The organism is Paenibacillus gallinarum (genome assembly GCF_014836635.1).
In the GTDB taxonomy this organism is placed as follows: Bacteria; Bacillota; Bacilli; order Paenibacillales; family Paenibacillaceae; genus Paenibacillus; species Paenibacillus gallinarum.
In genome coordinates this window covers 470,142-495,695 of the sequence record NZ_JACSQL010000002.1, presented here as the reverse complement: position 1 = coordinate 495,695, position 25,554 = coordinate 470,142, and the positions used below count along the sequence as shown (strand labels likewise).

The following is a 25,554-nucleotide window of genomic DNA, read 5'->3' as shown; positions in this document are numbered from 1 at the left end:
CAAAAAAAAGGTACAGCCCCTCAACTGTTTTTGAGGAGCCGTACCTTTTTTTTATAAGAGGACTTTTACGCGGCCTCGTTTAAGAACATCTTTTTTGACTTCTTTATTATAAATTCCTATTTTGTGAAAACATGATTCCCTATTGTTTTTATAATAGGACGTGCTTTACTCCAAGCAGATGTGGCAATCTTCGGATTATAATAATAGAGAGCTCCCCCTGTTGGATCTTCACCATTCAGCGCACGCTTTGCTGCTACATAAGCAGATGAGTTAGGAGTGAGGTTATACTGGCCGTCATCTACCGCAGTAAACTGTCTAGGATGAAGGATAACATCTTTTATAGAACTTGGGAACTGATTAGACTGGACCCGGTTAAGGATGACAGCAGCTACCGCTACCTGTCCTTTTAATGATTCGCCCCTCGCTTCACCATTTACGGCTTTAGCCAAAGCGTTCAGTGTAGTTCCAGCGGCAGGCACCTTAGTCTTCAAAGCGGCTATCGTTCGTTTGCCTGCCTTTCCGTCTACAGCAAGGCCACTCCGCTTCTGGAAGGTTTGAACTGCCTTCTCTGTTTGTGATCCATAGTATCCGGTTACTCCAGCAGACAAGTAGCCTAACGTTCTGAGTCTCTCTTGCAACTCTACAACTTCAGAGTGCTGAGTTCCTTTTTGAAGAAGCATTGCACTGGCCGGGGAAGCCGCTCCTACTGTACCTATTGCTATCGATCCGCTTAAAAGTAAACCTGCTGTGAATGTTTTCCATTTTTTGTTGTTATTTAATTTGTTCATATATCCTATGACAACCTCCAGATTCGTGATGTAAGTTCAATAGTGGGATCTGGCTTTGCCGATCCTGAAAAAAAAGCCGGGAGAAAGGGAATTGTTCCTGCTTTCTCCCGGCGAAGTGTTTTTCAAGTACACTCATTCTTACAAATTCAATATTTATTTTGCAAAAGATTTATTTTGTGAAAACATGATTACCAAGTCTTTGTGTAACTGGCCTAGAATTCATCCAAGAAGAAGAGGTATACTTCGGATTATAGAAGTACAGAGCACCTTTAGAAGGATCATATCCTGTCAAAGCTCTGCGAGCTGCCTCATAAGCACCAGCCGTTGGCACACTTAGTTTGCCATCCGCTGCAGGTGAGAATTGTCCTTTTTGAAAAATCACGTTCGTAATAGCGTTCGGAAACGCCGGGTTCTGAACACGATTTAGAATGACAGCACCTACTGCAACTTGTCCAGTAAATGATTCTCCGCCAGCTTCATCTTGAATAATACCTGCCAGATGTTTTAACACTTTGTTATTAATCGGCGCTTTGGCTTTCAGTTTGGCTTCTGTCTTGGGACCAACCTTTCCATCGACAGCTAAGTTGTTCACCCTCTGGAATTTCTTCACAGCTGCAACCGTTTTGTCACCATAGTAACCGCTGATGCCAGCCCAGAAATATTTTATTTTATTCAGTCTTTCTTGGACCTCAACTACTTCGGAACTTCTACTACCCTTCTGTAGTGTCGCAGCACTAGCTGTTGATGATGCACCCAATATGGAAAGAGCACAGGCACATGTTAAGATAAGTGTGGGTATTTTTTTCATTAGTCTTACATATCCTCCGTTTCATTCGTGATAAGACGTACTACATAAAAAAATCTCATCACTGAATTTGGCGGCGCTAAAAGTAACACCTAATGTGTACTATAACATAAGTTACAATTTTGTTACATCTGCCGATGGACCTAATCTACAAGTTCCGTTCCTTTTGTTTCCTTACCTAGTACCAATACCGCTGCTGCGCCAACTAATACCGTAACAAAGAATAAGGTGAATATTGTACTAAAAGGAACCCCTTTTTGGACCAAAAGACCTACAAGAAGCGGTGCAATAACGCCTCCGATTCGGCCAACGGACGCGGATAACCCCACCCCAGTAGAACGTGTTCTCAGCGGATATAACTCCGGTGTGTAAGCATACATGCCTCCCCATGCCCCCAGATTAAAGAAAGAAAGTGACATTCCTGCAATAATTAAGGATAATTCCGAGCTGGCATTTCCAAACCAGAGCGCACTAAATCCTGTCATCACTAAATATACGACAAGTACAAATTTTCTCCCGAATTTCTCAATAAAGTAAGCGGCAGTAAAATAACCAGGCAGCTGCGCGAGTGTCATAATAAGTACATACTGAAAACTTTTGACAAGTTCATATCCTTTTGACGTCATGACACTTGGCAACCATAAAAACATGCCATAGTAAGAAAATACAACCGTAAACCATAAGATCCATAACATCAGTGTGGTCTTCCGATGTTCTATGGACCAAACCGATTTAAATTTTTCTCTAAAGGAAATTTTTTTGAGTTCCTTTTTCTTGTTAAAATCAGGTGGATCCTGGATAGCTTTCCGTAAGTACAGCGCGTAAAAAGCCGGTAGTGCACCGATTAGAAAAGCTACACGCCATCCATACTCGGGGATGATGAAATAAGAAATAAGAGCCGAAATAATCCAGCCTGCAGCCCAAAAGCTTTCAAGCAGAACAACGGCTCGTCCTCTTTCCTTAGCAGGTACCGATTCTGATACCAGCGTAGAAGCGACCGGAAGTTCTCCTCCAAGACCAATCCCTGCGACAAAACGAATAAGGCAAAGGAACACATACCCTGTAGCTAAAGCCGAAAACCCACTTGCTACCGAGAAGATAAGCAGCGTCCACATTAAAACCGCTTTTCTTCCATACTTATCAGCGAGCGTTCCTGCGAGGGCAGCTCCAACGACCATACCAATGGAAGTTGAACTTGTGATCAGCCCTACTTCACCTGGACTGAGGAGCCATTCCTTCGCCAGAGCAGCTACGATAAAGGACATCATACCTACTTCCATGGCATCAAACATCCAGCTCAGCCCGGCGCTAAAGAGCAGCTTACGTTGTTTCGGATTCTGTAAAACTTCGAGTTTACTCATCGTAATACTTTTGCTCCCTTATGTAATGTATTTGAAGTGGAACCCACCATCTTATTTATAATGATTTAAGACAGCCTGTCAACAAAAAAAGAGAACAGTCTGCTTATCTAAGTAAGCATACCGTTCTCTTTTTCTACTATCTCTTATTTCCGCAAACAAGATTAAGGATTGACTATTTATTTTCTTTACGAGCAAGAGATACATCATCCTTCATTTTCTCATACCATACTTCATAATGATGTACCGCAAGTCCAGCAAAAGAATGATGTTTCGTGCCAAGTTCAGCCGCTACTTCCATCTCTGATTCCATATTCGTAACTGCTTTTCGGTAAAAGGTTAGATGTTCGCCTTCTTCGGTATGACCGAGCTCGGCGCCGATCCATACCTCCTTGTCCAGCTCATCTGCTTCAGCAAGTTCTTCCTTGGAGAGATCGTACATCTGCTGACCGCTGTCTCGATAAGCCATGATGGCAATCGCGTCAAATTGATCAATCATCCACCGACTAAGTGTTCCCTCACCATCTGGACTTTCTCGCTTATCAAGCCAAAAAGGAACCGCTGCGCTCATATAGAGATTGCCTTCAGACCCTGCCTGAATCCATTCCTCTATATTCGCGCTCCATTCTGCAATGACTGCTTGCTCCTCTTGTTCCCATCGCCGCAACTGATACGGCTCGACATCGAACTGCACGCCTGCAAACTGCTCCTCTGGTGCTGCTTCCTGGTTAAATTTCTTTACCCATTCTACCCATACCGTGCCTTCTTCTCGTTTTTCTGTATAAGCCCAGTCTGCATGACCATTGAGTGCATGGACTGAAATGTCGTGAGCTTGTGCTTCCGCATTAAAATGTCGATATGCTTCATCAGACACGCTGTCTTTCGTTTGCAGAAAAACAGTATTCACCTTTTGCTCTGCTAAGAACATCACAATTTCATCTGTACGCTCTTCAATGATCGAAGCATCCCATAGCCATGTCGCTTTATTTTCATTCACCCCAGGTGATTTCAGCATGAAATACAGGATAAGTAAAAGGACAAAGATGATTACCAAACTGCCTCCTTTTACCCATGCCGGCCATGTATTCCATACATATCCTCCTTTACTTGATGGCTTTTGCACGGTGCTCGCCGTATTCTTCTTAAGCAAATACCGCTTCTTCCTGCAATGTTACGGGATGCTGTACAGAATGGCCTATTTTATAGATGTGCGGTAATGGATATTCTTTGAATGCATTACGAGTGTCGAGTATAGGTACGCCCAGCGATGCGATCTCATCATACTCCAGATCTTTATGGTTCGTAATTAAAACGATGCAGTCATATCCTTTGAAGTTAGCTGGGTTATACTCCACGCTCGAAACCGTTTCTCCATGTTTATCGCGGAAAGTATCTGCATACGGATCAAAGTACTCTACATTGGCACCCGCTTCTTTAAAGAGCTCGTAAACTTCAAGAGCAGGAGATTCACGAAGATCCGCAATGTTTGGTTTGTATGCCATACCCAGCAGCAAAATGTTGGATTTACGAATTGATTTCGCATATTCATTCAGAATCGTTGCTGTTTTGTTCATTACGTAGTACGGCATATTATCATTAGTGGATTGAGCAAGTTCAATAAATTGACTGTAGAATCTAAATCCTTTCGCTTTCCAGGATAAGTACATCGGATCCAGCGGAATGCAGTGTCCACCGATACCTGGGCCCGGATAGAATGGCATAAAGCCAAATGGTTTTGTCGCAGCTGCGTCAATTACTTCCCAAATATCAATCCCCATGCGGTCACACATCATTGCCATTTCATTCACAAACGCAATATTTACACTGCGGAACGTGTTTTCAAGTAGCTTGGACATTTCCGCAATTTTTGGATTAGATACAGGAACTACCGTCTCTACATACTGGCTATACAGAGCTGCTCCGAGTTTCAAGCATTCTTCCGTAGTACCGCCAATTACTTTTGGTGTATTGAAAGTAGTATATCTGCCGTTTGACGGATCCACACGTTCTGGTGAGAAGCAGAGGAAATAATCTTCTCCCACTTTTTTACCAATAGCCTCAAGTTCTTGTTCAATCAATTCTTCCGTTGTACCAGGATAAGTTGTGCTCTCAAGCGTAATGAGCATACCTTCCTTCATGTGCAATTTAATTTGGTCTACTACAGTTACAATGTATGATGTATCCGGATCCTGGTTTTCACTGAGTGGTGTTGGCACACAGATACTCAGTGCATCGATCACACGCAGCATGCTGTAATCTGTTGTCGGCTGAAAGCGTCCGCTTTGCATTACCGTTTTCAGGTCTTCCGAAGAAATATCATGAATATAGGACTCGCCTTGATAAATACTCTCCACTTTGGATGGGTCTAAATCGATACCGATTACCGTAAATCCTTGCTTTACCATTTCTACTGCGAGCGGCAGGCCAACATATCCTAATCCTACTACACCCAACACGGCTTTCTTGCTTTCAATTGCGTTCATCAAAGTATGGAATTGCTCTTTCACAGTACTTCACCCTCCAAATGGAATTTTAGGTAAGCAGGCTGCATCATTTAAATACAATGATACACAGCTCACTTTCGTTTTATGTGTTAAATCAGGACTACCTTATCAGTTTGAAATCTACTATTTTACAAGCTACGATTACTGTAATATCTATGGTTTCTATTGAAAACAGCGACGAATACGGGCATCGAGTTCCACAGGAGAAAAAGGTTTGGTTACATAATCTTCTACGCCTTTTTCAAAACACTGTGTGATGGTCTGCTCTACTCGCTGGTCTGTCAAAACAATTACTTTTGGCTGCTGTTTTAGATCCAGGTTTTGGATCTGATGGATAAAGGGAACTCCACTCATGCCGTACAAATTAAGTTCGGTCAAAATAAGATCCGGTTCCACTTTTACAGCCATATCAAGGGCACTAAGTCCATCCACTGCTTCATAAATGTCATATCCTTGCAAAGCAAGGCGGATTTGAAGAAATTCTCTTGTTGATTGTTCTTGATCTACAATAAGAATCTTCCCTGGCCGTACCGCTGTTTCGTTTGGTGTATATAATTTGATATCTGCATCCGTACTGAGTCTTGCAGATTCAGCCATACTTTTCAGCATGTGTTTGCTTGCTTTCCCCATTTCAGGGAAACTTGCGATCGTCAGACGCGCATCTACACCGGGCAACATTTGCATCAGGCTCTGTTTGATTAACAGTGCCTGATAGTGTGTGCGATTGAGTGACATAAAGGGAAGGAAGACCGCAATCGTATTTGTCTGCGTATCTTTCCAGACCTGATATTCAGTCTCGCAGGTTCTCGTGAGAATATCCTGCAACTCCGCATCCGGTTGCTGGTCCCTATCCATGCAGTGGACAAACACAACGCCGCTGTTTTCGTTAGCCATTCCTTTCAGTTGCTCATCCAGAATGTCATATACACTGTCCTTCATCTGGCGCTCAAGAGTTACTGTATTTGCCATAAGTCTCATCTCCACCTTTCAACATTTCACTTTCACCTTACTTAAGCAGCCTCTTCGGCTTTTGGTTCTTCCCAGCTCTGTCTTGTCATCGTTCCCCAGGAGTTATTCTTTCGCATAAACTGGATATGCCCTTGTACTCTCCAAAGGACGCCAAGCTGATGGTACCCTACAAACTTAAGAGCAGAAAAAGCTAACATTTTTACAAGATCAGACGGTTTCGGATAACGGCGAAAAGCAATCTCTTCGAGAATCAGGGCTCCTACACTCAGCAGATAACCGCTCAAGAAATTAAGGAGACCAAAAATCACGAGAACAGGCCATGCCGTCATATCCAGCATAACGTAACCTACTAAAGCCAGAAGCCCAGTAATCCGGAAATAAGGGTTCAATGCCTCAAAAAAGATGTTGTATGGCATCGTGAGCATTCCCATTGTTTTATACTTGGGTCTGAACATCATATTTCCGTTCTCCAGCATATTTTTCAGGTTTCCCCGACCCCAGCGTTTACGTTGGTTCGAAATAATCTGGTACGTATCTGGAGCTTGAGTCCAGCAGACTGCCTCTGGACAGAATGCAATACGATATTTTTTCTTGTTTTCTAGCATGTAACGATGAAGCTTGATAATGATGTTCATGTCTTCTCCGGGATATCCATCACGATATCCACCTACTGCAATAACGGCCTCTTTTTTAAATACTCCGAAAGCACCTGAAACGATAATCAGCCCATTTAGTGAACTCCAGCCAATTCGTCCGCCAAGGAATGCTTTTAAGTATTCAATGGATTGAAACATCGGCCAAATTTTACGCGGAAGTGACACATCTTTTACAGCGCCATTTTCGATTTTGCAGCCATTTGCAATACGCACATCTCCGCCGATCGCAACTGTCTCTTCTGGATTCTCCAGATACATACGAGCCATGCGAATAAGTGCATCCTTCTCAAGTAGAGAATCTGCATCAATCGATGAGATCAGAGGAAAATGCGAGAAATTGATTCCGGCATTCAGTGAATCAGCTTTACCACCATTATTCTTGTCAATGAGGTAAAGAAAAGGATAATCCGGATTATGATATACACCGCGAACCTGCTCACACCTGATAGTTCCACGGAAGATCGGATTTTGAACGGGAAGAAGTCCAAATTCTTTAATGAGTACTTGGATCGTCTTGTCTGTAGAACCATCATTGACGACAATGACCTCATATGCCGGGTAATTGAGTGTCATCAGACATTTTACATTTTCTATAATCGTCAATTCTTCGTTATACGCAGGAACCAAAAGCGATATAGGAGGAACGACATCCGATCCCGCTAAGCTTTTAAAGCTGGAATACTCTGCTCGGCGGCGAATCGTAAATATATCTTTGTAAGAAAAACATAAAATTCCGAAATATAAGACAGTAACGAAAATAACGTAATAAATGATAACCATTCCATAGCCAAGCAATATATCTTTAAGCAGTGAAATCCCCTCCAATAACTTCTGACATACGGCGAGTTTGTTTTTCTTTTGGTGAAGCTCCGAAATAACGTTGATAGATTAGTTTTTTCTTGTTCAGCGTCATCATTTTTTCAACTTCTTCTTGACCGTCAGCCGTAGCCATCGCACGCTCTGTATAGGCAAGAGCTGCTTCTCTAGCCATACCGCTTGCCGTAGCCGCTGTTTCACACAGCACTTCAAAACCGCGCACACCAAGTCCCGCAAGACTTTCTGCACTTTGATTACGCACAAGCATATCTACATCGCTTAGTCCTTTTTGTAACAGCTGAATACTGTCTTCCGTGTGGATGGATCCAAGAGCGTTTGCCATTGCCGTTCTAACCTCAGGATTTGAATCTCGCATTAATTCTTTCATCGTTTGATCCTTGAGTACAGGACCTCTGCTTAGATAAAGTTTAATCGCATCTGTACGTATTGTTTCATCCTTGGATCGGAACAAACGGATGACAGCCGGCATCACTTCTGGAGATGCATACGCATAGGAAGCGACAAGTCCCACTTTCACATCATTATAGTGATCTGATTCAAGCAGTTCTTGTAACAGATTACTCGGTGTAAGACTCGTTTCCATCAGAATATCAGCAGCGAGTTCATAAACTGGTTTTCCTTTATCAAGGAGATATCTGAGCATCTCTTTCAGTTCAGCAGGCCGTTCTGCGCACTTCGCCACCGCTCTGGCGTATATGACTGCATGTGCTACCTTTTTTTCTTCTTTTAGCACTTGCAGCAAGGCTGTCGTTGCTTCGGAACCTCGTATTCCGCCTAGCCTGTAAGCAGCTTCTATTGTTTTGCTACCGGAGATGCTGTCCAGCTGTTTCATTTGCTTCGCTATCAAACCAGATTCCCTTGCTATGTCGCGAAGTTTCGCAGCATGTTCTCCCTTAATCTGATCATGGATGACGATCAAACGATCCATAATGACTTCCTCTTCAATTTTTGTTAATTTTCCTGGTGGAAGTTGAAGTTTCTCATTCCCCGTCAAGTTTGCTTGAACATAAACGAAGTAATCCTTGTGTTTATTTGCATACTCTTCTTTCTTGCGTTCTTTTGAATTGTGGGTTGTTTTCATCGTTATGAGCAAACCAATCCCCACTGCAATGAGTCCTGCGCACAAATAAAGGAAAATGTACGCTAGGGCCAAATTAGAAAACATGGATAAGTATCCTCCTTTATTTTTCTTGCGTTTGTAATTCTGAGTACGTTTCTTTCATGAGATCATAGCTCTTTTTGAAACGTTCACTATAATTCACAGTTTCCCATGGGTCCCATGAATAAGCTTGAATGTCTTGTATATTAAATGTATCTTCTGTGCCGCCAGGCCAAGATACGTTACCGCTGTTAAGATCAGTCAGCCAAGGAATCAGCCGTATTCCTTCCGTTGTTACCGTCTGAAATTCTTTATTTTCTGTTAACGGACTGTAATCAATGACCTGCAGTGAACTCGGATCTCCAAAACCAAGCAGCATCCATGGAATACGGACTTCTATTTCCTTTCCTTCGTACTGCCAAAGGGTTAGTGAATCGTAATCAGCAGCATCGGGATTCGTTGTCCCCCGGTTTAACAGGCCTACAACTTCATCCATATAAGGATGGGCGTATTTGGTATCAGGCGGACTCATCATCAGACTGATGGCCAGCTTCCAAGGAACAAATGACGGTGTAGCCTTTGTCTGCTCCTCCAGCATCCAGTACCCTTGCGGTCCATATAACCGCTGGTTAAAGTCATAGCTTTTCGCGATCGCTACTTCCGATTCCTTATCCTTGCCTATTGTAATCAGCGTTTCCAGATCCCCGCCTTCCAGTGTTTTACCTGGGAGGGCTTCAAGCGGCTGATTGCCGCCAGGAAGCGTATCTGTACCGAGATTCAACTTCGTCTTGGACGGATCAAATGGTTCATCAAGCGTAATCCCCATATATAGGTAAGCTTCATCATGAGTTAATTGAATACTCTCAATACCTTCTGTGTTGCCCTGCCAAAGCTGAATTTGTTCAGCCGGAAGCTTGGACCACTCATCCAGTTTTCCATCGATATACAGCTGGTTTTGTTTACCTGCTTCCATGGCGAGAATGCCAAACATTTTCTCATTCGTGAGTACGTTCAGCCAGTAAGCTTTACGATCTGCAGGAATTTCAAGCGGCATTGTATTCCACGTTTTCTTAAACCACTCATCCTGCCACATGAAGAGAACAGCTCCGGCATATCCTTCATCAAAAATGTCCTTGGTTAGCGACTGGTTAATCTCGCCTTGCTGCTGCTCATTATGACCGCCTTGATCTTTTCCTCCGGGACCATAATGAGATATTCCGAGAGAAGACGGAACTCCGTATTCTGTAATCATTATAGGTAGATCGGGAAACTCGGATTTAAGCTTACGTAAGTACGCTTTGTACGTGTTGTATTCCCCTTGTTCATCTTTTATCGTCTGCAGCGTTTTGTCTGTACGGAAGAAGTCTGGATAATAAGGATAGACGTGATAGGCTGCAAAATAACCGCCTTGCCAATTCACGGGTTCAATATGTCTCGCATCTACGCTTACCAAATCTTCTTCAAATAGAGGCTCGCCTGGATGTTCAAGCACATCGGTCGTGACCCAGTTGGTAAAAGTTAAAGGGTGTTCCCATCCGTATTTCTGCTCTTCCTTCGCTACTTCATCCAGCAGCTCAGCAAGCCAGTTCTCGAATGGGCTTGCCTCTTTTGTACCAGAAATGTGTTCTCCCTCGTAACGAGGATGATCCGAATACTTGTTATTTGTGTCCTCTACCATCTGCGGGTCCCACTCGGTCCCCAGATGCCATGCTAGCAAGTACTGGCCCACATTCACCTTGTACTTACCACTTGATTCTCCATTCACATGCGGGATATCCGCATCTCCATAGACTGCTGATACTGCTTTTTTTATTTCTGCTTTAAATTTTTCTTCAATTCCTTCAGCAAAAGCGTCCCTTTGCTCAATCAACTGTTCTTCTGGTGACCAGATTCCTTGCATGAAGTACAGCGGATGTTCCTTGCCTTTGTTATATTCTGCAAGCGCTGAATAAAATACGGGCTGATGAACCGTATAGATTCGGATTACATTTGCGCCCATATCTTCAATCTCTTGAAACCATCTAAGATAATCTTCTCTTACAAGCGGAAATTCACCTGGATAATGACCTGGTTTCGTTGAACCCAGGTTAACACCCTTCACAAACAGTTCCTGCCATTTTCCTTCCTGGCTGTATTGTAAGAACTGATTGCCTTCGGTTTTGAATTTCATTTTCGTTCCGTCTTCTGCTGTAAAAGTGTTTTGCGCTGGTTTCATGTACGAGTATAAAGCCCATCCTCCGCCGCCAAAAATAAGAATGCCAATTAAGATGCCTAAGGCAAATCGTTTTCTCTGTCGTCTGCTCATGGTTCCTGGTTCGCTCCACTTCTAAAAATCATTCTTAGTCATCGTAAGGCAAAAACGATAATTGCAATGCCTCCCTTATTTTACAGATCGCCTGCAATGCAGAATCGGATTCTGTCGTTTGGCGAATGTCTGTAACTTCTCTATTAACTATATCGCCAAGCTTTCCCTTTTGTAACTAGGCAAATGGAAGGAAAGATAGATTGGATAATATTGCCCAGTTTCAAAACTATTATCCTGGGTTTAGGGTCCGACCATCCTAAAAACCCAATTTTCTTTTACTACTCTGTCTACACCAAAGCAATACCTGAATTCCTCTTCAATAATCAAGAAAAAGCCTTACTCATCAGTAGTTACAGCCCTATTCTCCTTCCCTCCTGTCTATATAATGTAACGCATGTAATAACCTAAAGTTGTTCTTTGTTTACAAATTTAACCATAGTTATTACAAAATTGATACTATAGTCCGATATCTAAAACGTGAAAAGCCTTGATATACCAGCATTCTTGAAATATCAAACTTTTGAAAAGAACCGTATGGTCCTGTATCCAGGACAAATTTATTTAATATTCCTTTACATTCTGCTTATAATTCCCTCATTTCTGACTCCCTGGTCTCAAATCTCTCGCTCTTTATGTTAAAAACCGAGTCCTTTTTCCTAATTTCTAATACTTTCTGAGCATTTCAGGAAATTTCATCTCTTTTCAAAAAAATTCCGGTTGCTGTATGTATATTTCTCCGTTATTCTTATAAAATAAGAACATGTGTTCTGTAATAGAGCGAATGAAGAGGAGAGGAGTATGGTCTTATGGAGCGAAAAAAACGTGTGATCATGCTGGCTGACTGTCAGTCCTTTTATGCCAGTGTGGAGAAGTCAGCCCATCCCGAGTATACAAATCGCCCCCTTGTCGTTGCTGGTGATCCCGCTCGCAGGTCCGGAATTATTCTTGCAGCCTGTCCACTGGCCAAGACCTACGGAATTACAACAGCTGAGCGATTGTCAGATGCAATCGCCAAATGCCCGGATGTTGTTGTAGTGAAACCTCGAATGGCAGAATACATCCGGGTTTCTCTCCATATTACAAGTATTTTTCAATCCTATACGGATCTTGTGGAGCCCTACAGTATTGATGAACAATTTCTCGATGTAACGGGCAGTCTAAGGCTATTCGGTACACCAGAAGAAATCGCCCGCCAGATCCAGCAGCAAGTTTGGCTTGAAACCGGAGTGCGGGTACGGATCGGAATCAGCGATACCAAGGTCGTGAGCAAGATGGCCTGTGATTTGTTTGCTAAGAAAAATAAGACAGGGATCTATATTATTCCGAAGGAAGATATAGCTGAGAAACTATGGTCCATGCCTATTCGAGACATGTTTATGGTCGGGTCGAGAATGGCTCATCATTTTTATAAGATGGGTATTCATACGATTGGGGATTTAGCACGCACTCCTCTCCCTCGTCTGCGTGACCGTTGGGGTGTCAATGGCGAAGTCTTATGGCGTATCGCGAACGGAATAGATGATTCGCCTGTAAGACCCAGCACTTTTATGCAGCAACAAAAAGGAATCGGTCATCAAATGACCCTTCCGAGAGACTACACTACATGGTCAGAGATTCGTGTTGTCCTGTTGGAACTAGCTGAACTTGTTGCAAGGCGGGCCCGGGAGAAAGGACTTATGGGCCATGTTGTATCTGTCGGCTGCCGAGGAATTGATTTTGACAGACCCACCGGGTTTTCCAGACAAATGAAAATAAAGGAACCCACGCAAATTACCGTAGAAGTTTATAAAGCAGCCAGTGAGTTATTCCAGCGCTACTGGGATGGCCAGCCCGTAAGAAGAGTGGGTGTATCTCTTACAGAGCTGATCCCCGACACGGAGTATCAATTAACCTGGTTCGATAACCGGGAACAACAACGGGAACTTGATAAAGTAACCGATGCGATCAAACGTAAGTTTGGAGACACTGCTATTATTCGTGCTTCTTCTCTTGAGCATGCAGGTCAGATACATGATCGTTCCCGCAAAATTGGAGGTCACTATCGATGAGTAAAAAATTACAGCAAAACGGATTATTTGAATCCTCGCGAATGATGCTTCCCGAACATCGTGAAGCTTATGTACAACATCAGCAAAAATTAGCTCCCAGGTCCCGGCCGATCCTTGATCCTCAAGCGTTCGAGGAAATGTCACGTCTACTTGCCGAGTCACTGATGTTAAAAGAGCCTGTGACGATCGTCTTGTTCGATGAGTGGGAAGATGTCCATCTTACCGGAACCGTTGTCAAATTTGATCAGGCAGGAAGAACGATTCGTATACAGGACCTGGCCGGACTCCATGATGTTCGAATGAGACATATTATTGATGTTTATGCTAACTAACCTGCTGCATCTTCAAAACAGGTTTTCTAAGGAGTCATACGTTATACTGATACAAAAACGGAAGGTGTGCTAACTTTGTGCGGAAGATTCACCCTTGGTGTCACGATGGAAGAATTGATGCTTCGTTATATGCTTGATGATATTCCAGAATATATAGATTACCGCCCCCGCTATAATATTGCGCCAACCCAGCAGGTTGTTGCGGTTATACATGATGGTACAAGACGAAGAGCGGGTACACTCCGCTGGGGACTGATCCCTCACTGGGCAAAAGATATCAGCATCGGCAGTAAATTAATCAATGCTCGCAGCGAGACTCTTCTCGAGAAACCTGCCTTTCGTGAGTCCTTTCTTCGTAAACGCTGCCTTATACCAGCCGATGGTTTCTATGAATGGCAAAAGCAGGAGAATGGAAAAAAGGTACCCTTTCGACTCACAATGGAAGACAAAGGTATTTTTAGTTTCGCAGGATTATATGACATATGGATAAACCCGGAAGGGCAAAAAGTAAGCAGCTGCACCATCATTACCACAAGGCCCAATTCTCTTATGTCTCCGATTCATGATCGGATGCCTGTTGTCATCCCTGCGGGACAGGAAGATCGGTGGCTGAATCGATCGGCTCAGCGCCCAGAAGAGATATCTCCACTGCTTGTCCCCTATCCTGCGAGTCAGATGCAGGCTTATCCGGTGTCCGCTGCCGTGGGCAAGGTAGCGAATGACAGCATCGAGCTGATCTCACCGGTATAACAAAAACGAACGTAGCCTAGATTAAATTCAAACGATAACTACAAAAAAAGAGGTGCTGAATGAGTTCAGCACCTCTTTTTTGTAGTTTTTTCCGCACAAAATGCAAGACATCATTTCAGATCAACAGTTTAAACGGATCAACTAGCACCCTATTCAGCGAAACATTCCCCATAGTTTAATAAGATGCAAGGTATTGTTCGGATCTATTTTTTGGTCAACAACAAATTTGACAAAACGCTCCTCATCCGCCGGCGAAAACTTCTCATTCAATATAGCAGCAGACGATTTTACCAGTCGTCTTACTTTGGCACTATTCTGAAGATCCGATTTTGTAACTCCATCAACTAGCAATTTAACTCGTTCCTTCGCTGCCGGATTTTTCATTTTTGTCTTGATGCGCTCCACCAGCTGCGGACTAATGCCATATTTTTGATAGCTCAAAGAACGTTACACCTCCCGCATATTGTAGTCCCTCACTACTATATGCGAGTAGTGCACGTCCACTTGACCTCTATTTTATAAACATTCTTAATCCATGATATCGCCTTGGAAAATTTGTTCCTTTTGCAAGAAACCTCGCAGCGCCTCGTATCCAGGGGAAGTCCAGAATGATTCACTAGATACGAGTGAAGCTGCATCATCACGGGCTACCTCAAGCACTTCAAAATCACTGACCATGTCTGCAATTTTAAAATCAGGCATACCACTTTGCTTCGTTCCAAAGAAATCCCCTGGTCCCCGCAAATCCAGATCCCGTCGTGAAACTTCAAATCCATCTTCCGTTTCTGTCATAACCTTCATTCGCTCTTGGCCTATCTCTGACTTGGGATCTGCAATAAGTATGCAATACGATGCATGAGAACCCCTTCCCACACGTCCGCGCAGCTGATGAAGCTGAGAGAGCCCGAATCGCTCTGCATCCATAATAATCATCAGCGTTGCATTAGGTACATCGACTCCCACCTCAACTACGGTAGTGGATACGAGCATCTGGGTCTTATTCTCATAGAAAAGCCGCATCGACTCTTCTTTCTCTGAGGGTGTCATTCGCCCGTGCAAAAGACCTACCTGATACTGAGGAAGAGCTTGCTGCATCGCTACATGCAGATCAATCGCGTTCTGGACGTCGAGCTTCTCTGATTCCTCAATGAGAGGACAGATCAGGTACGCTTGACGACCTTGACTCAGTTCTCGAGTAATAAAACCGATGACCCGATCCATCATATCGTGCTTCACCCAGTAAGTAGAGATTGGGATTCTTCCTTTAGGACGTTCTGAGATGGTTGACACATCAATATCTCCAAAGGCCGTGATGGCAAGTGTTCTCGGAATCGGTGTAGCTGTCATCGTAAGAACATCCGGATTGTATCCTTTACGGCGCAGTACACTGCGCTGATTGACCCCAAACCTATGCTGTTCATCCGTAACAACTAGGCCAATATCTCGGAAAAACACATCATCCTGAATAAGAGCATGCGTACCTACAATCACGTCGATAAGACCCATTTGCAATCCCGCTAAAATCTCTTTTCGTTTACGGCCGGGTGTGCTTCCTGTAAGCAGAGCCACTTGAATATCAAAAGGAGTAAATAGCTTTTCAAGCGAACGCATATGCTGTTCTGCCAGTATTTCAGTCGGTACCATTAATGCCCCCTGAAATCCTGAACGTACCGCAGCGAACAAAGCGATAGCAGCAATGACCGTTTTGCCTGAACCAACATCTCCTTGAAGCAAACGGTTCATGCAGTGCGGAGAGCGCATATCATGCAATATTTCCAGCTCTACTCGTTTCTGAGCATCCGTAAGCTCAAAAGGTAAACTGCGAACAAACTCTCGAATGGTGCTATTGGGAACGGTATGTACGACTCCATCACTTTTCCCTCGATTTATAGCACGAAAAGCCTGCATTTTTAGTTGAAATAAAAAGAGTTCCTCGTATACCATACGTCTACGTGCCTCTTGACCTGACTGCGGATCACCAGGTTGATGAATCAGTGCGATAGCCCGTTTACGAGGCATGAGGTTATATTTACTAAGCAGTTCAGCAGGAAGCAGTTCCGGTACAAGGTCACCAAATTGCTGAAGGGCTTGGTTAATGGTCTTCCGCAGCCAATTCTGCGTCATTTTCCCACCTATAGAATAGACAGGCTGCACAGAGCCGGTACGTACTGCACCTTTGTCTGGAAATTCGGACTCCGAGACGGTAAGCTGCATTCGTTTCTGATCCCATTTTCCCGTCAGTGTAATTTCCCGATTAGGCGTTAGCTGATCTTTCAGAAAATGACGATTAAACCATGTCGCTGAGAACATAAAATCTTCTGCCATCATCCGGCAAGTAAGTCTCGACTTGCGACCATATCGCTGCAATACAGGTACACCCATGATTTTCGCCTGAACCGTTACCCGATCCCCATCTTTCACCTCTGTTAAAGAACGCAAACGGTAATCCTCATAACGGAAAGGATAATACTCAAGCAAATCTTTCACAGTATAAATGCCAAAGGCGTGAAGCTCTTCTTCTTTAAGAGCACTCACGCCGCTAACTTGCTTCACCGATGTTTCTTCTAACAACATAAAGCATCCCTCATTTTATGCCGGCCATACAAAAACAGCAATCGTTCCAAAACCTACGTGGGTGCCAACAACAGCACCAATGTTCGGATAAACCACTTCACCGAGTTCAAACCGGGTTTGGATCAGTGAGATAAAGGCTTCAGCCGAGGCAGGATTGGCTGTATGACCGACAGCAATATTAATTCGTTTTCCCGCAAAATCTTGTTCAAACATTTGAATGATGCGTTCCATTGCTTTTTTCTGGCCTCTAATCTTCTCGACAGCATAGATAATTCCCTCATCATCTATCGATAGAACAGGCTTAATATTTAGCAAGGTACCCAACACAGCAGAAGCTTTTCCGATTCGTCCGCCTTTTTGCAAATATTCTAAGGTATCCACTAAGAAATACAGCTTACGCTGCTGATGAAGCCTAAGTACAGCGGCTTCAATCTCTTGCGCATTCTTTCCCGCCTGTGCCAGCTGTGCCGCATGTACAACGAGCAGCCCGTATCCATAGCTGGCAGATTTAGAATCAATAACCGTAATCTCTGCCGTCTGCTCATCTTCAAGCATCGATTTACCAAGCAGTGCAGATTGATACGTTCCGCTCATACCTGAAGATAAGTGGATCGAAACAATCTGACTGCCTGGATGCTCATTCAAAATTTGGCTATACACATTCATAAACTCAACTGGCGAAGGCTGAGAAGTAGAAGGAAGTACCTTAGCATTCCCAAGTTTCTCATAAAATGTAGCCGGACTGAGTTCAATCCCATCAAGATAAGTTTCCTGATCAAATACGACTCGAAGCGGAACCACATGAATCTGATATTTAGCAACAAGTTCATCAGGAATATCCGCAGTACTATCCGTAACAATGAAAACTTGGCTCATGAAAAAGGACCCCCTTATTTATGATCAAGCTTCAACCGAGAAGAGATAGGCATAGATTGGCTGACCGCCTTCGTGTACTTCAATCTCAGCATTTGGATATTCAGCAGTAAGCCATGATGCTAGACGCTCTGTATCTGCCTCATCGGCTTCTTCACCTGACAGTATTGTAATTACTTCATCACCGCTCTCAATCATCTTGCTCAGCAGCTGCTCACAAGTAGGAACGAGACCTTCCTCGGTAGCCACAATTTTGGAATCATGAATACCAATAAAGTGTCCTGCTTTAATCTCAAGATCATCGAATACCGTGTCTCTTACCGCATAGGTGACTTGACCAGAACGAACATGAGCAATAGCTTCTAACATGTTCTCTTCATTGGATTCTGCACTTTCATCTTCCTGGAAAGCAAAAGCAGCGGAAATCCCTTGCGGAATCGTCTTGCTTGGAATGACGGTAACAAGACGCTCTCCTTCTAGCAAATCTCTTGCCTGTTTAGCAGCAAGAACAATGTTTGAGTTATTCGGCAGAATAAATACATGTTCTGCGTCGATGGAATGAATGGCTTTCACAAAATCTTCTGTACTCGGATTCATGGTTTGTCCACCGGATAGAACAATATCTACTCCAAGACTTTTGAATACCTCTTCGATCCCTTGGCCAGAAGAAACAGCAATAAAGCCAAATGGAGCAATTTCATCTGCCGGCGGTATTGACAGTTCTGGAGTAATCTCTTGTTCCAACGGAATATCCGCAAAGAGCCCTGGCTCTGTAGCAGCATCCATACCAGCTGTCAATAAATCACGGTGCTGTTCTCGCATGTTAAGGATATGAATTTGTGTTATTTCTCCGTATTGAAGCGCTAAGTTGAGTACATCACCTGGTGTCTTGGAGTGAACATGTACTTTAATGACTTCATCATCTGAGATAATAATGATTGAATCTCCATTTACTGACAACGCTTTCCTGAAATATTCCTCATCGAATGGCGTTCCCTGTGCATCACCTAACTGACGGTTAATGAAAAATTCCATATCGTAAAGGAACTCAATATCCTCAGTCTCCAGTCTAGCTTGCGCTGTGTTAGGAAGTTCACGATGAGCCGAAGGTGCCGTTGGCATCGTTTTTGCAGCAGGAGCCGGTGGAGTCATTTCCTTAGCAGGTTGAACTTTAGAATCTGTTTCGGCAGTTCCGCCTAATAAGTACTCCATAAATCCTTCATAAATATATACAAGTCCTTTTCCGCCGGAATCAACAACACCTACCTGTTTAAGTACAGGAAGCATTTCCGGTGTTAAGGCAAGAGTTTCATTTGCTTTTTTTAATACTTCACTCATAAGTTCAGTAACGTCATTGGTTCGACGAGCATAATAAGTCGCATGCTTTGCCGCTTCCTTGGCAACCGTGAGGATTGTACCTTCTACTGGTTTTACTACAGCCTTATATGCGGTATCCACACCGCTTTGAAGGGCAGCAGCAAATTGAATCGTATTCAGCTCCTCGTATGGAGCAGCGTAACGACTGAAGCCACGGAACAACTGCGACAAAATCACACCCGAGTTCCCCCGTGCGCCCATCAGCAGGCCTTTCGATAAAATCCCTGCACAGCTTCCGATGGAACTAGAGCTGTTTCTTTTAAGTTCAGCCACTCCGGCACTCATTGTCAAATTCATATTTGTACCCGTATCTCCGTCTGGAACAGGAAATACATTGAGGGAATTGACGTGTTCAGCATGCTTATGCAATTGATCCGCTCCGGCTAAAACCATCGCGTAGAAATCTGTTCCATTTAAAGAACGTTTACTCAAGTGAGAATTCCCCTTCCTAGCTTGATGCGGGAGCTTGCTCTAAGAAGGCTGGTGCCTTCGAGAAAAGCTCTAACATCCGTTGTTCCGCTGAGTAGTGACTCAAGCGACAGCGGTCTTTCCGCAGTATTATGGACTATACCTCATTGTACTATAATCATGAAGAGAAATAAATAAAGTTTTTGTTTATGTTGACTAAGCTTTTTCTTATGTGATATTATATTTAAGTATTGTTTTATGCAGGTGTATTGGATTAAGTATGGCCAAATTTGGTCTGAAGTACAACCATTGACCTTGCGGATAACGGTTACTTTCAGAATAGGAGGTGTAATCTATGTCTCGCAAATGTTATGTGACAGGTAAAAAACCGGGTAGCGGTAACCATGTTTCTCACGCTAACAACCGTAACCGCCGTTCCTGGGGCGTAAACGTTCAAAAAGTTCGCATTCTGGTGGACGGTAAGCCAAAACGCGTTTATGTTAGCACCCGTGCTCTGAAAGCCGGTAAAGTAACTCGCGTATAATCTTAGCTACGTCTATAGAATACAAAGACAAAAAGCACCTCGCCTTCTGACTAGGTGCTTTTTTCATGTCTGGATTTCCGGCGACCCTTCCTATGCCAGCTCTTCTCAGCGTAAAATGGACACACTTCAAGCCGATTTTATTTCTGGAACGTGTTTAGGATCGCTTTTACAAAACCTCCTAAAAACTTTGGAAGCTTAAACGTGTAGAATTTCATACTTAACCCTCCCCATCATCCTCATGCGCTCCACCTTTTATCGTACCAGAAGCCTTCCTATTCGCTTTAGATCTCAAACCAGGATTATACGAAAAAGGCTACATGAGAATCGCGCTCATGTAACCATATTTATGCAGAATATTCTCTTGCTATGCCACAAGCTTTGCTTAAACCTGCGGCGGATTCATTTTGATAAAAGTATATGCCGACCATAATAAGATAAATAGTAAGTAATATACCGCAGTAAAAATAACAAAAGTAATGCGAATCCCTTTTCGCTCAAACTTACGAAAAAACCAAATCACAAGAATAACACCAAGAAGCGATACGACTGCATTAATAGGAGAAGGGAGTAATGCAAAGGAACCTAATAAAGTTCCCGTAACTAGACTAATAAGCGAAGTCCACATTGCTTCTTTAAAGGTCATTTTTATCCTCCGAGGCTTTGACGTATCTCAGTAATCGCTTCTGCACGATCTTCTCTTCCAAATACAGCACTGCCAGCAACGAGTACGTCTGCTCCTGCCTCCACTACAAGTGGTGCCGTCTCCTTCGTAATTCCTCCATCTACTTCAATATGAACATCAGCACGTCCTCTTTCACGTAACGAGCTGCGAATTTCGCGGATTTTACGTATTGTGCCTGGAATAAATGCTTGTCCTCCAAAACCAGGGTTCACGGTCATAACCAGCACCATATCTACGTCATCCAGAACTTCTTGTACATGAGCTGCAGGAGTGCCTGGGTTGAGCGCTACGCCTGCCATAATGCCATGTTCCTTAATCATATGAATTACACGGTGCAGATGAACACAGGCCTCCGCATGTACCGTAATCATACCTGCTCCTGCTTTTACAAAGTCTTCAATATAAAGTTCTGGATTTTCAATCATTAAATGTACATCCAGCAGGAGACTTGTATGTGGTTTAATCGCTTTTACAATCGGTGGTCCAAGCGTAATATTAGGAACAAAATGTCCGTCCATAACATCAACGTGGATCCAATCCGCACCAGAAGCTTCTGCTTCTGCTACTTCAGCTCCAAGGCGTGCAAAATCTGAGGATAGGATAGATGGTGCGATTTTAATTGTCATAGTTAGTACCTCCGCTTCTTGTCCTTCATTTCTTCTAAAAATTGAACGTAATGATGATATCTGCTTTCAGCAATCAGGCCATCTGCTTTGGCACGAATCACTTCACAGCCTGGTTCATGCGTATGTGTACACCCTCTGAATTTACATCCGCCTGAGTATTCACGGAACTCACGGAAACACTCTCCGAGCTCTTCCACACCAATCTCAAGGAAATCCAGCTGACTAAAGCCTGGGGTATCAGCAACGAATCCACCGTTATCGAGTGGGATCAGCTCCACATGACGTGTGGTATGTTTCCCCCGGCCAAGTTTCATGCTGATTTCGTTTGTTTCAAGAGTAAGTCCCGGCATCATTGCATTTAACAGCGATGATTTCCCTACACCGGATTGTCCTGAAAATACACTGATTTCACCAGCAAGATGTTCCTTCAGCTCGTTAAAACCAAGACCTTCCCTAGAACTTGTACGAATGACCTCGTAGCCGATTTTCTTATAGATTTGAATAATTTCTTTATATTTTTGTTCACTTTTTTCATCCACCAAGTCACTCTTCGTCAGACATATGATAGCATCCAGACCCGCTTGCTCAATGTGTACCAAAAATTTATCAAGCAGCTGAACATTCATTTCTGGTTCTTTTAATGAAAATACAAGTACGGCAAGACGAGCATTTGCCATTGGCGGCCGGATCAATTCTGTCTTTCTGGGCAAAACTTCAGTAACCGTTCCTTCTCCATTTTCGGTAAGAACATACTTTACTCGGTCGCCTACCAGCGGGGAGATGCCTCTATTTTTGAAGACCCCTCGCCCCCGGCATTGAACGGAGGATTCCGAATCGATCGGAGCTCCATCCTCCCCAAGTGGCTTAACATAATAATATCCGCTTAATGCTTTAATAATAACTCCATCGAGCATGAATCCACCGTCCTTTAGACATTTAATATTGCTACGGAATATAAGAACAGGCGCCTATTCGGCGCCTGAAATGAAGAGTGTATACTCATATTTCATCAATCACTCATCACCATCCTCATTATCGGATGGATCTTCATCTCCCTGACCGTTACCTTGATCATCGTTCTTATCGTTTCCGTTCTCTCCATTATTACCCTTATTGTCATTCTTCTCACTATTGTTCTCTTTACCATTATCATTACCGTTACCATTACCGTTATTATGATTAGCCGTAGTATCTTTTTCTGGCTCTTTTGCAGGGGTACCCGGTCCTTCATCTCCTCCTCCGCCTTCTTCCGGCTCAGAATTCGATTTGATCTCAGGGATCTCTACATTGCCGTTCTTGGCGTCAAAGTATCCTACCTTGTAAGTATCGTCTAATATTCCATCACGATGAACGGTTACATATCCATCACGGTTCGGAGCAAGCACGAGTGGAACAGAGAAGGTTTGTACTTTATTAATCGTTTTGGTGCCCCATTCTTGGTTTTCTCCTCGAGCATCCGTGTATACAATTCGAATCTTATTGTTCGTTCCCTCTTCGCTAGGAGCAATAGGGAATGTGAACGTATATTCAATCGTTTCCGGCGAATACCCGGTACTTACATAGATTGTAATCTCTGTACCTGGCGCAATGGAAGATCCCGCATCAACGGGCCACTGCTGTGTAACTTTACCTTTTTCCACTTGAAAACTTGATTCTTCTTTGACTTCAGCAAGTTTCAAGTTGTTATCCTTAATCAGTTTTTCAGCTTCAGAACGCGATTTATTAATCAGATCAGGCATCAATATTAGTTCTGGGCCTTTACTGACGGTAAGAACAATTTCAGCTGTATCTGGATCAAATTCGGCCCCTGGCGCAATCGACTGACTTATGACCGTCCCTACAACCTCATCGCTGAAACTTTCTTCTTTTTTGATCTGATTATCATTTTTTATATTAAGAGCCAGTAATTTTTGAACAGCGTCTTCGTAATTTTCTCCCGTTACATCGACCATTTGTTCCTGTGGTTTTTCAGCACCAACGGTCAGATCAATTAAGGAACCTTTTTTAACAAGACTGCCTTCTGGTTTACTCTGTTCAAATACAATTCCAGGATCGACTCCCTCTTTGTATTTTTCAGATACTTCATCGACTTCAAGTCCACTTTCCGTAAGAAGCTTTCTCGCCGCATCTTCGTCCAAAGAAATGACATTAGGAACAGGTACATTTGGAACAACAAGTACTTTCTCTACATAAAAGACGACTCCGGCAAGGGCTACAAGGACAATGAGAGTTAATGTTACCCAAAAAGTTGCCCTTTTCTTCGATTTCTTATTTGGCTTCGCTTTCTGATCTGCGCGCTCCGGATCTATCCCCGCTGCATCTGTATTAACAGCAGTATACTGTTCTGGTTTGATAGCAGGAATGACTCGCGTTTGATCGATATCAAACTCATCGTCAAACATCATCTTCGGTTCCTCGAGCCGATCAGGAAACAAACAAGTCTCAAGATCTGTCTGCATCTCCAGAGCCGATTGATATCGCTCATTTGGATCTTTACGCATCGATTTGAGAATAATATTTTCAACACTTTGCGGAATCAGCGGATTCAAAAGTCTCGGTTCCTCAAAATCTTCTTGAAGATGTTTGAGGGCAACGCTGATGGGACTTTCCCCTAAGAAAGGAAGCTGCCCTGTGAGCATTTGATATAGAACAATACCAAGCGAGTATAGATCTGATTTTTCACCAGTTACTACCCCTTTAGCATGTTCAGGTGAGAAATAATGAACCGAACCAACAACCGAACCGGTTTGTGTTATTGTCGTAGAAGTTACAGCTCGAGCGATCCCAAAGTCTGTCACTTTTACTCGGCCGTTTCTGCCAATCAAAATATTATGCGGCTTAATGTCGCGATGAATAATCTGGTTATGATGTGCATGATCCAGTGCATCCGCAATCTGACAAGCAATTCTTACCGCTTCCTCAACCTGCAGTGGCGCACGTTCTTTAATAATTTCGTTTAAGTTCTGTCCTTCAATATATTCCATTACGATGTAATGAATTTCGTCTTCTTGACCCACATCGTAAATACTGACTACATTGGGATGAGATAAAGAAGCAGCCGATTGAGCTTCTCTACGAAAACGTCTAATAAATTCTTCATCATGTACAAACTGTTGGCGAAGAACTTTAATTGCAACATTACGGTTCAGCAAAATATCTTGAGCCTTGTATACTAAGGCCATGCCGCCCCCGCCAATGCGTTCTATTACTTCATAACGACCGCCAAGCTGGTGTCCAATCATATGTTACCCCCCTGTTCCTTGCCGCTAGCTACCGCTTCGGGCATCTCAAAAAGGGCAACCGTTATATTATCATCCCCGCCAGCAAGTAGTGCCAGTTGAAGCAGTCTTTCCGCCCGTTCAGACAGTAGAAGATCTGCTTGTCCGACAATCGTAAGGATCTGTTCACTGCTGACCATATTACTTAATCCGTCACTGCAAAGCATCAGTACATCTCCTGGTTCCATGTGGACGGAGTAGAGATCTACATCTACTTCCTCATCTGTACCAAGCGCTCTCGTGACGACATTTTTAAGTGGATGAACTTGAACTTCTTCTTCACTGATCTGACCGTTTTTAAACAGCTCATTTACAAGAGTATGATCCTCCGTCAGCTGCACTATTTTACGATCTGATATAAGATAAGCTCTGCTATCTCCAATATGGCCTATAACCCCTGCCGAATCGCTCATCAGAACAGCAACAACAGTGGTTCCCATATTATGGAATTTTTCATTTTCTGCAGCCTGACGAAAAATTACCTCATTCGCATGCAGAATTGCATCACTGAGCGCAGCTGACAGTGTCGATAAAGGCAGTTCAGTCTCAAGCCCGGACAGGTCCTGTGAGACGGTTTCTACAGCGAGACGACTCGCTGTATCCCCAGCCAGATGACCTCCCATGCCATCCGCTACAATACCAAGAATATAACCTTGATCTAATTGGCGGACCCAGGCTGAATCTTCATTCACGGAACGAACCCGCCCTACGTGGCTGACATGTACTGTATTCATCACCTTC

The 25,554-nt window shown here is 43.4% G+C and carries 23 protein-coding genes; 4 read left to right on the top strand and 19 right to left on the bottom strand.

Features of this window, described 5'->3' with window-relative positions; genetic code table 11:
• Positions 1 to 116: 116 nt before the first annotated feature.
• The 9 genes from H9647_RS07385 to H9647_RS07345 all read right to left on the bottom strand — a co-directional run bounded on the left by H9647_RS07385 (position 117) and on the right by H9647_RS07345 (position 11,321).
• Positions 117 to 788 carry a cell wall hydrolase gene (locus H9647_RS07385; RefSeq protein WP_191799099.1) on the bottom strand — a complete coding sequence of 224 codons (672 nt, stop codon included), beginning with the start codon at positions 786 to 788 and terminating at the stop codon, positions 117 to 119.
• 169 nt (positions 789 to 957) lie between these two features.
• Entirely contained in the window at positions 958 to 1,596 is a 639-nt protein-coding gene (locus tag H9647_RS26120) for a cell wall hydrolase (RefSeq protein ID WP_191799098.1), read from the bottom strand.
• A gap of 140 nt (positions 1,597 to 1,736) precedes the next feature.
• Positions 1,737 to 2,954 (bottom strand): MFS transporter, encoded by a 1,218-nt coding sequence (locus H9647_RS07375; protein WP_191799097.1) that lies wholly within the window; start codon positions 2,952 to 2,954, stop codon positions 1,737 to 1,739.
• Between the two features lie 172 nt (positions 2,955 to 3,126).
• Positions 3,127 to 4,101 carry a sugar phosphate isomerase/epimerase gene (locus H9647_RS07370; RefSeq protein ID WP_225229122.1) on the bottom strand — a complete coding sequence of 325 codons (975 nt, stop codon included), beginning with the start codon at positions 4,099 to 4,101 and terminating at the stop codon, positions 3,127 to 3,129.
• Complete coding sequence (locus tag H9647_RS07365) at positions 4,094 to 5,434, bottom strand: nucleotide sugar dehydrogenase (RefSeq protein WP_225229174.1); 1,341 nt, start codon at positions 5,432 to 5,434, stop codon at positions 4,094 to 4,096. Before H9647_RS07365 ends, H9647_RS07370 begins: the two co-directional genes overlap by 8 nt.
• Before the next feature lie 183 nt (positions 5,435 to 5,617).
• Positions 5,618 to 6,424 (bottom strand): response regulator, encoded by an 807-nt coding sequence (locus tag H9647_RS07360; protein ID WP_191799095.1) that lies wholly within the window; start codon positions 6,422 to 6,424, stop codon positions 5,618 to 5,620.
• Between the two features lie 41 nt (positions 6,425 to 6,465).
• Positions 6,466 to 7,860, bottom strand: coding sequence for a glycosyltransferase family 2 protein (locus H9647_RS07355; protein ID WP_191799450.1), 1,395 nt, complete (start codon positions 7,858 to 7,860; stop codon positions 6,466 to 6,468).
• Positions 7,861 to 7,882: 22 nt separating this feature from the next.
• Positions 7,883 to 9,082 (bottom strand): HEAT repeat domain-containing protein, encoded by a 1,200-nt coding sequence (locus H9647_RS07350; protein WP_191799094.1) that lies wholly within the window; start codon positions 9,080 to 9,082, stop codon positions 7,883 to 7,885.
• A 16-nt stretch (positions 9,083 to 9,098) separates the two neighbouring features.
• On the bottom strand, positions 9,099 to 11,321 hold the full coding sequence (locus H9647_RS07345; protein ID WP_191799093.1) for a hypothetical protein: 2,223 nt from the start codon (positions 11,319 to 11,321) through the stop codon (positions 9,099 to 9,101).
• A gap of 806 nt (positions 11,322 to 12,127) precedes the next feature.
• Between H9647_RS07345 and H9647_RS07340 the strand changes: the two genes are divergently transcribed.
• The 3 genes from H9647_RS07340 (at position 12,128) to H9647_RS07330 (ending at position 14,451) form a co-directional block, all read left to right on the top strand.
• Positions 12,128 to 13,369 (top strand): DNA polymerase IV, encoded by a 1,242-nt coding sequence (locus H9647_RS07340; RefSeq protein WP_191799092.1) that lies wholly within the window; start codon positions 12,128 to 12,130, stop codon positions 13,367 to 13,369.
• Complete coding sequence (locus H9647_RS07335) at positions 13,366 to 13,701, top strand: YolD-like family protein (protein WP_191799091.1); 336 nt, start codon at positions 13,366 to 13,368, stop codon at positions 13,699 to 13,701. Before H9647_RS07340 ends, H9647_RS07335 begins: the two co-directional genes overlap by 4 nt.
• Before the next feature lie 75 nt (positions 13,702 to 13,776).
• Complete coding sequence (locus tag H9647_RS07330) at positions 13,777 to 14,451, top strand: SOS response-associated peptidase (RefSeq protein ID WP_191799090.1); 675 nt, start codon at positions 13,777 to 13,779, stop codon at positions 14,449 to 14,451.
• A 153-nt stretch (positions 14,452 to 14,604) separates the two neighbouring features.
• Here H9647_RS07330 and H9647_RS07325 read toward each other — a convergent pair whose 3' ends face one another.
• From H9647_RS07325 to H9647_RS07310, 4 genes are all read right to left on the bottom strand, one after another.
• Positions 14,605 to 14,892: a stage VI sporulation protein F gene (locus H9647_RS07325; RefSeq protein ID WP_160033578.1), complete on the bottom strand. Its 288-nt coding sequence runs from the start codon at positions 14,890 to 14,892 to the stop codon at positions 14,605 to 14,607.
• Positions 14,893 to 14,979: 87 nt separating this feature from the next.
• Positions 14,980 to 17,025, bottom strand: coding sequence for an ATP-dependent DNA helicase RecG (gene recG, locus H9647_RS07320; protein ID WP_191799089.1), 2,046 nt, complete (start codon positions 17,023 to 17,025; stop codon positions 14,980 to 14,982).
• Positions 17,026 to 17,040: 15 nt separating this feature from the next.
• Positions 17,041 to 17,901 carry a DegV family protein gene (locus H9647_RS07315; protein ID WP_191799088.1) on the bottom strand — a complete coding sequence of 287 codons (861 nt, stop codon included), beginning with the start codon at positions 17,899 to 17,901 and terminating at the stop codon, positions 17,041 to 17,043.
• Positions 17,902 to 17,925: 24 nt separating this feature from the next.
• Entirely contained in the window at positions 17,926 to 19,707 is a 1,782-nt protein-coding gene (locus H9647_RS07310; RefSeq protein ID WP_191799087.1) for a DAK2 domain-containing protein, read from the bottom strand.
• 331 nt (positions 19,708 to 20,038) lie between these two features.
• Between H9647_RS07310 and rpmB the strand changes: the two genes are divergently transcribed.
• Positions 20,039 to 20,227, top strand: coding sequence for a 50S ribosomal protein L28 (gene rpmB, locus H9647_RS07305; protein ID WP_047910965.1), 189 nt, complete (start codon positions 20,039 to 20,041; stop codon positions 20,225 to 20,227).
• 137 nt (positions 20,228 to 20,364) lie between these two features.
• On the opposite strand, the gene spoVM is transcribed toward rpmB, so the two are convergent.
• The 6 genes from spoVM to H9647_RS07275 all read right to left on the bottom strand — a co-directional run bounded on the left by spoVM (position 20,365) and on the right by H9647_RS07275 (position 25,550).
• On the bottom strand, positions 20,365 to 20,442 hold the full coding sequence (gene spoVM, locus H9647_RS07300; protein WP_091159225.1) for a stage V sporulation protein SpoVM: 78 nt from the start codon (positions 20,440 to 20,442) through the stop codon (positions 20,365 to 20,367).
• A gap of 167 nt (positions 20,443 to 20,609) precedes the next feature.
• Positions 20,610 to 20,870, bottom strand: coding sequence for a hypothetical protein (locus H9647_RS07295; protein ID WP_160033586.1), 261 nt, complete (start codon positions 20,868 to 20,870; stop codon positions 20,610 to 20,612).
• A gap of 2 nt (positions 20,871 to 20,872) precedes the next feature.
• Positions 20,873 to 21,535, bottom strand: a complete 663-nt coding sequence (gene rpe / locus H9647_RS07290; RefSeq protein WP_191799086.1) for a ribulose-phosphate 3-epimerase — start codon at positions 21,533 to 21,535, stop codon at positions 20,873 to 20,875.
• A gap of 2 nt (positions 21,536 to 21,537) precedes the next feature.
• Positions 21,538 to 22,449: a ribosome small subunit-dependent GTPase A gene (gene rsgA / locus H9647_RS07285; RefSeq protein WP_191799085.1), complete on the bottom strand. Its 912-nt coding sequence runs from the start codon at positions 22,447 to 22,449 to the stop codon at positions 21,538 to 21,540.
• Between the two features lie 99 nt (positions 22,450 to 22,548).
• Positions 22,549 to 24,777: a Stk1 family PASTA domain-containing Ser/Thr kinase gene (gene pknB, locus H9647_RS07280; RefSeq protein WP_191799084.1), complete on the bottom strand. Its 2,229-nt coding sequence runs from the start codon at positions 24,775 to 24,777 to the stop codon at positions 22,549 to 22,551.
• Complete coding sequence (locus tag H9647_RS07275; RefSeq protein ID WP_191799449.1) at positions 24,774 to 25,550, bottom strand: Stp1/IreP family PP2C-type Ser/Thr phosphatase; 777 nt, start codon at positions 25,548 to 25,550, stop codon at positions 24,774 to 24,776. The genes pknB and H9647_RS07275 overlap by 4 nt, the downstream gene beginning before the upstream one ends.
• Between the last annotated feature and the right edge of the window lie 4 nt (positions 25,551 to 25,554).

What these genes read in the sequence shown, in the direction of transcription:
- H9647_RS07345 (WP_191799093.1), bottom strand. Translation starts at nt 11,321, where the DNA reads ATGAGCAGACGACAGAGAAAACGATTTGCCTTAGGCATCTTAATTGGC.
- H9647_RS07385 (WP_191799099.1), bottom strand. Translation starts at nt 788, where the DNA reads ATGAACAAATTAAATAACAACAAAAAATGGAAAACATTCACAGCAGGT.
- H9647_RS07360 (WP_191799095.1), bottom strand. Translation starts at nt 6,424, where the DNA reads ATGGCAAATACAGTAACTCTTGAGCGCCAGATGAAGGACAGTGTATAT.
- H9647_RS07340 (WP_191799092.1), top strand. Translation starts at nt 12,128, where the DNA reads ATGGAGCGAAAAAAACGTGTGATCATGCTGGCTGACTGTCAGTCCTTT.
- pknB (WP_191799084.1), bottom strand. Translation starts at nt 24,777, where the DNA reads ATGATTGGACACCAGCTTGGCGGTCGTTATGAAGTAATAGAACGCATT.
- rsgA (WP_191799085.1), bottom strand. Translation starts at nt 22,449, where the DNA reads ATGCTCGATGGAGTTATTATTAAAGCATTAAGCGGATATTATTATGTT.
- rpe (WP_191799086.1), bottom strand. Translation starts at nt 21,535, where the DNA reads ATGACAATTAAAATCGCACCATCTATCCTATCCTCAGATTTTGCACGC.
- H9647_RS07375 (WP_191799097.1), bottom strand. Translation starts at nt 2,954, where the DNA reads ATGAGTAAACTCGAAGTTTTACAGAATCCGAAACAACGTAAGCTGCTC.
- H9647_RS07350 (WP_191799094.1), bottom strand. Translation starts at nt 9,082, where the DNA reads ATGTTTTCTAATTTGGCCCTAGCGTACATTTTCCTTTATTTGTGCGCA.
- H9647_RS07365 (WP_225229174.1), bottom strand. Translation starts at nt 5,434, where the DNA reads ATGAACGCAATTGAAAGCAAGAAAGCCGTGTTGGGTGTAGTAGGATTA.
- spoVM (WP_091159225.1), bottom strand. Translation starts at nt 20,442, where the DNA reads ATGAAATTCTACACGTTTAAGCTTCCAAAGTTTTTAGGAGGTTTTGTA.
- H9647_RS07315 (WP_191799088.1), bottom strand. Translation starts at nt 17,901, where the DNA reads ATGAGCCAAGTTTTCATTGTTACGGATAGTACTGCGGATATTCCTGAT.
- H9647_RS26120 (WP_191799098.1), bottom strand. Translation starts at nt 1,596, where the DNA reads ATGAAAAAAATACCCACACTTATCTTAACATGTGCCTGTGCTCTTTCC.
- H9647_RS07355 (WP_191799450.1), bottom strand. Translation starts at nt 7,860, where the DNA reads ATGGTTATCATTTATTACGTTATTTTCGTTACTGTCTTATATTTCGGA.
- H9647_RS07335 (WP_191799091.1), top strand. Translation starts at nt 13,366, where the DNA reads ATGAGTAAAAAATTACAGCAAAACGGATTATTTGAATCCTCGCGAATG.
- rpmB (WP_047910965.1), top strand. Translation starts at nt 20,039, where the DNA reads ATGTCTCGCAAATGTTATGTGACAGGTAAAAAACCGGGTAGCGGTAAC.
- recG (WP_191799089.1), bottom strand. Translation starts at nt 17,025, where the DNA reads ATGTTGTTAGAAGAAACATCGGTGAAGCAAGTTAGCGGCGTGAGTGCT.
- H9647_RS07295 (WP_160033586.1), bottom strand. Translation starts at nt 20,870, where the DNA reads ATGACCTTTAAAGAAGCAATGTGGACTTCGCTTATTAGTCTAGTTACG.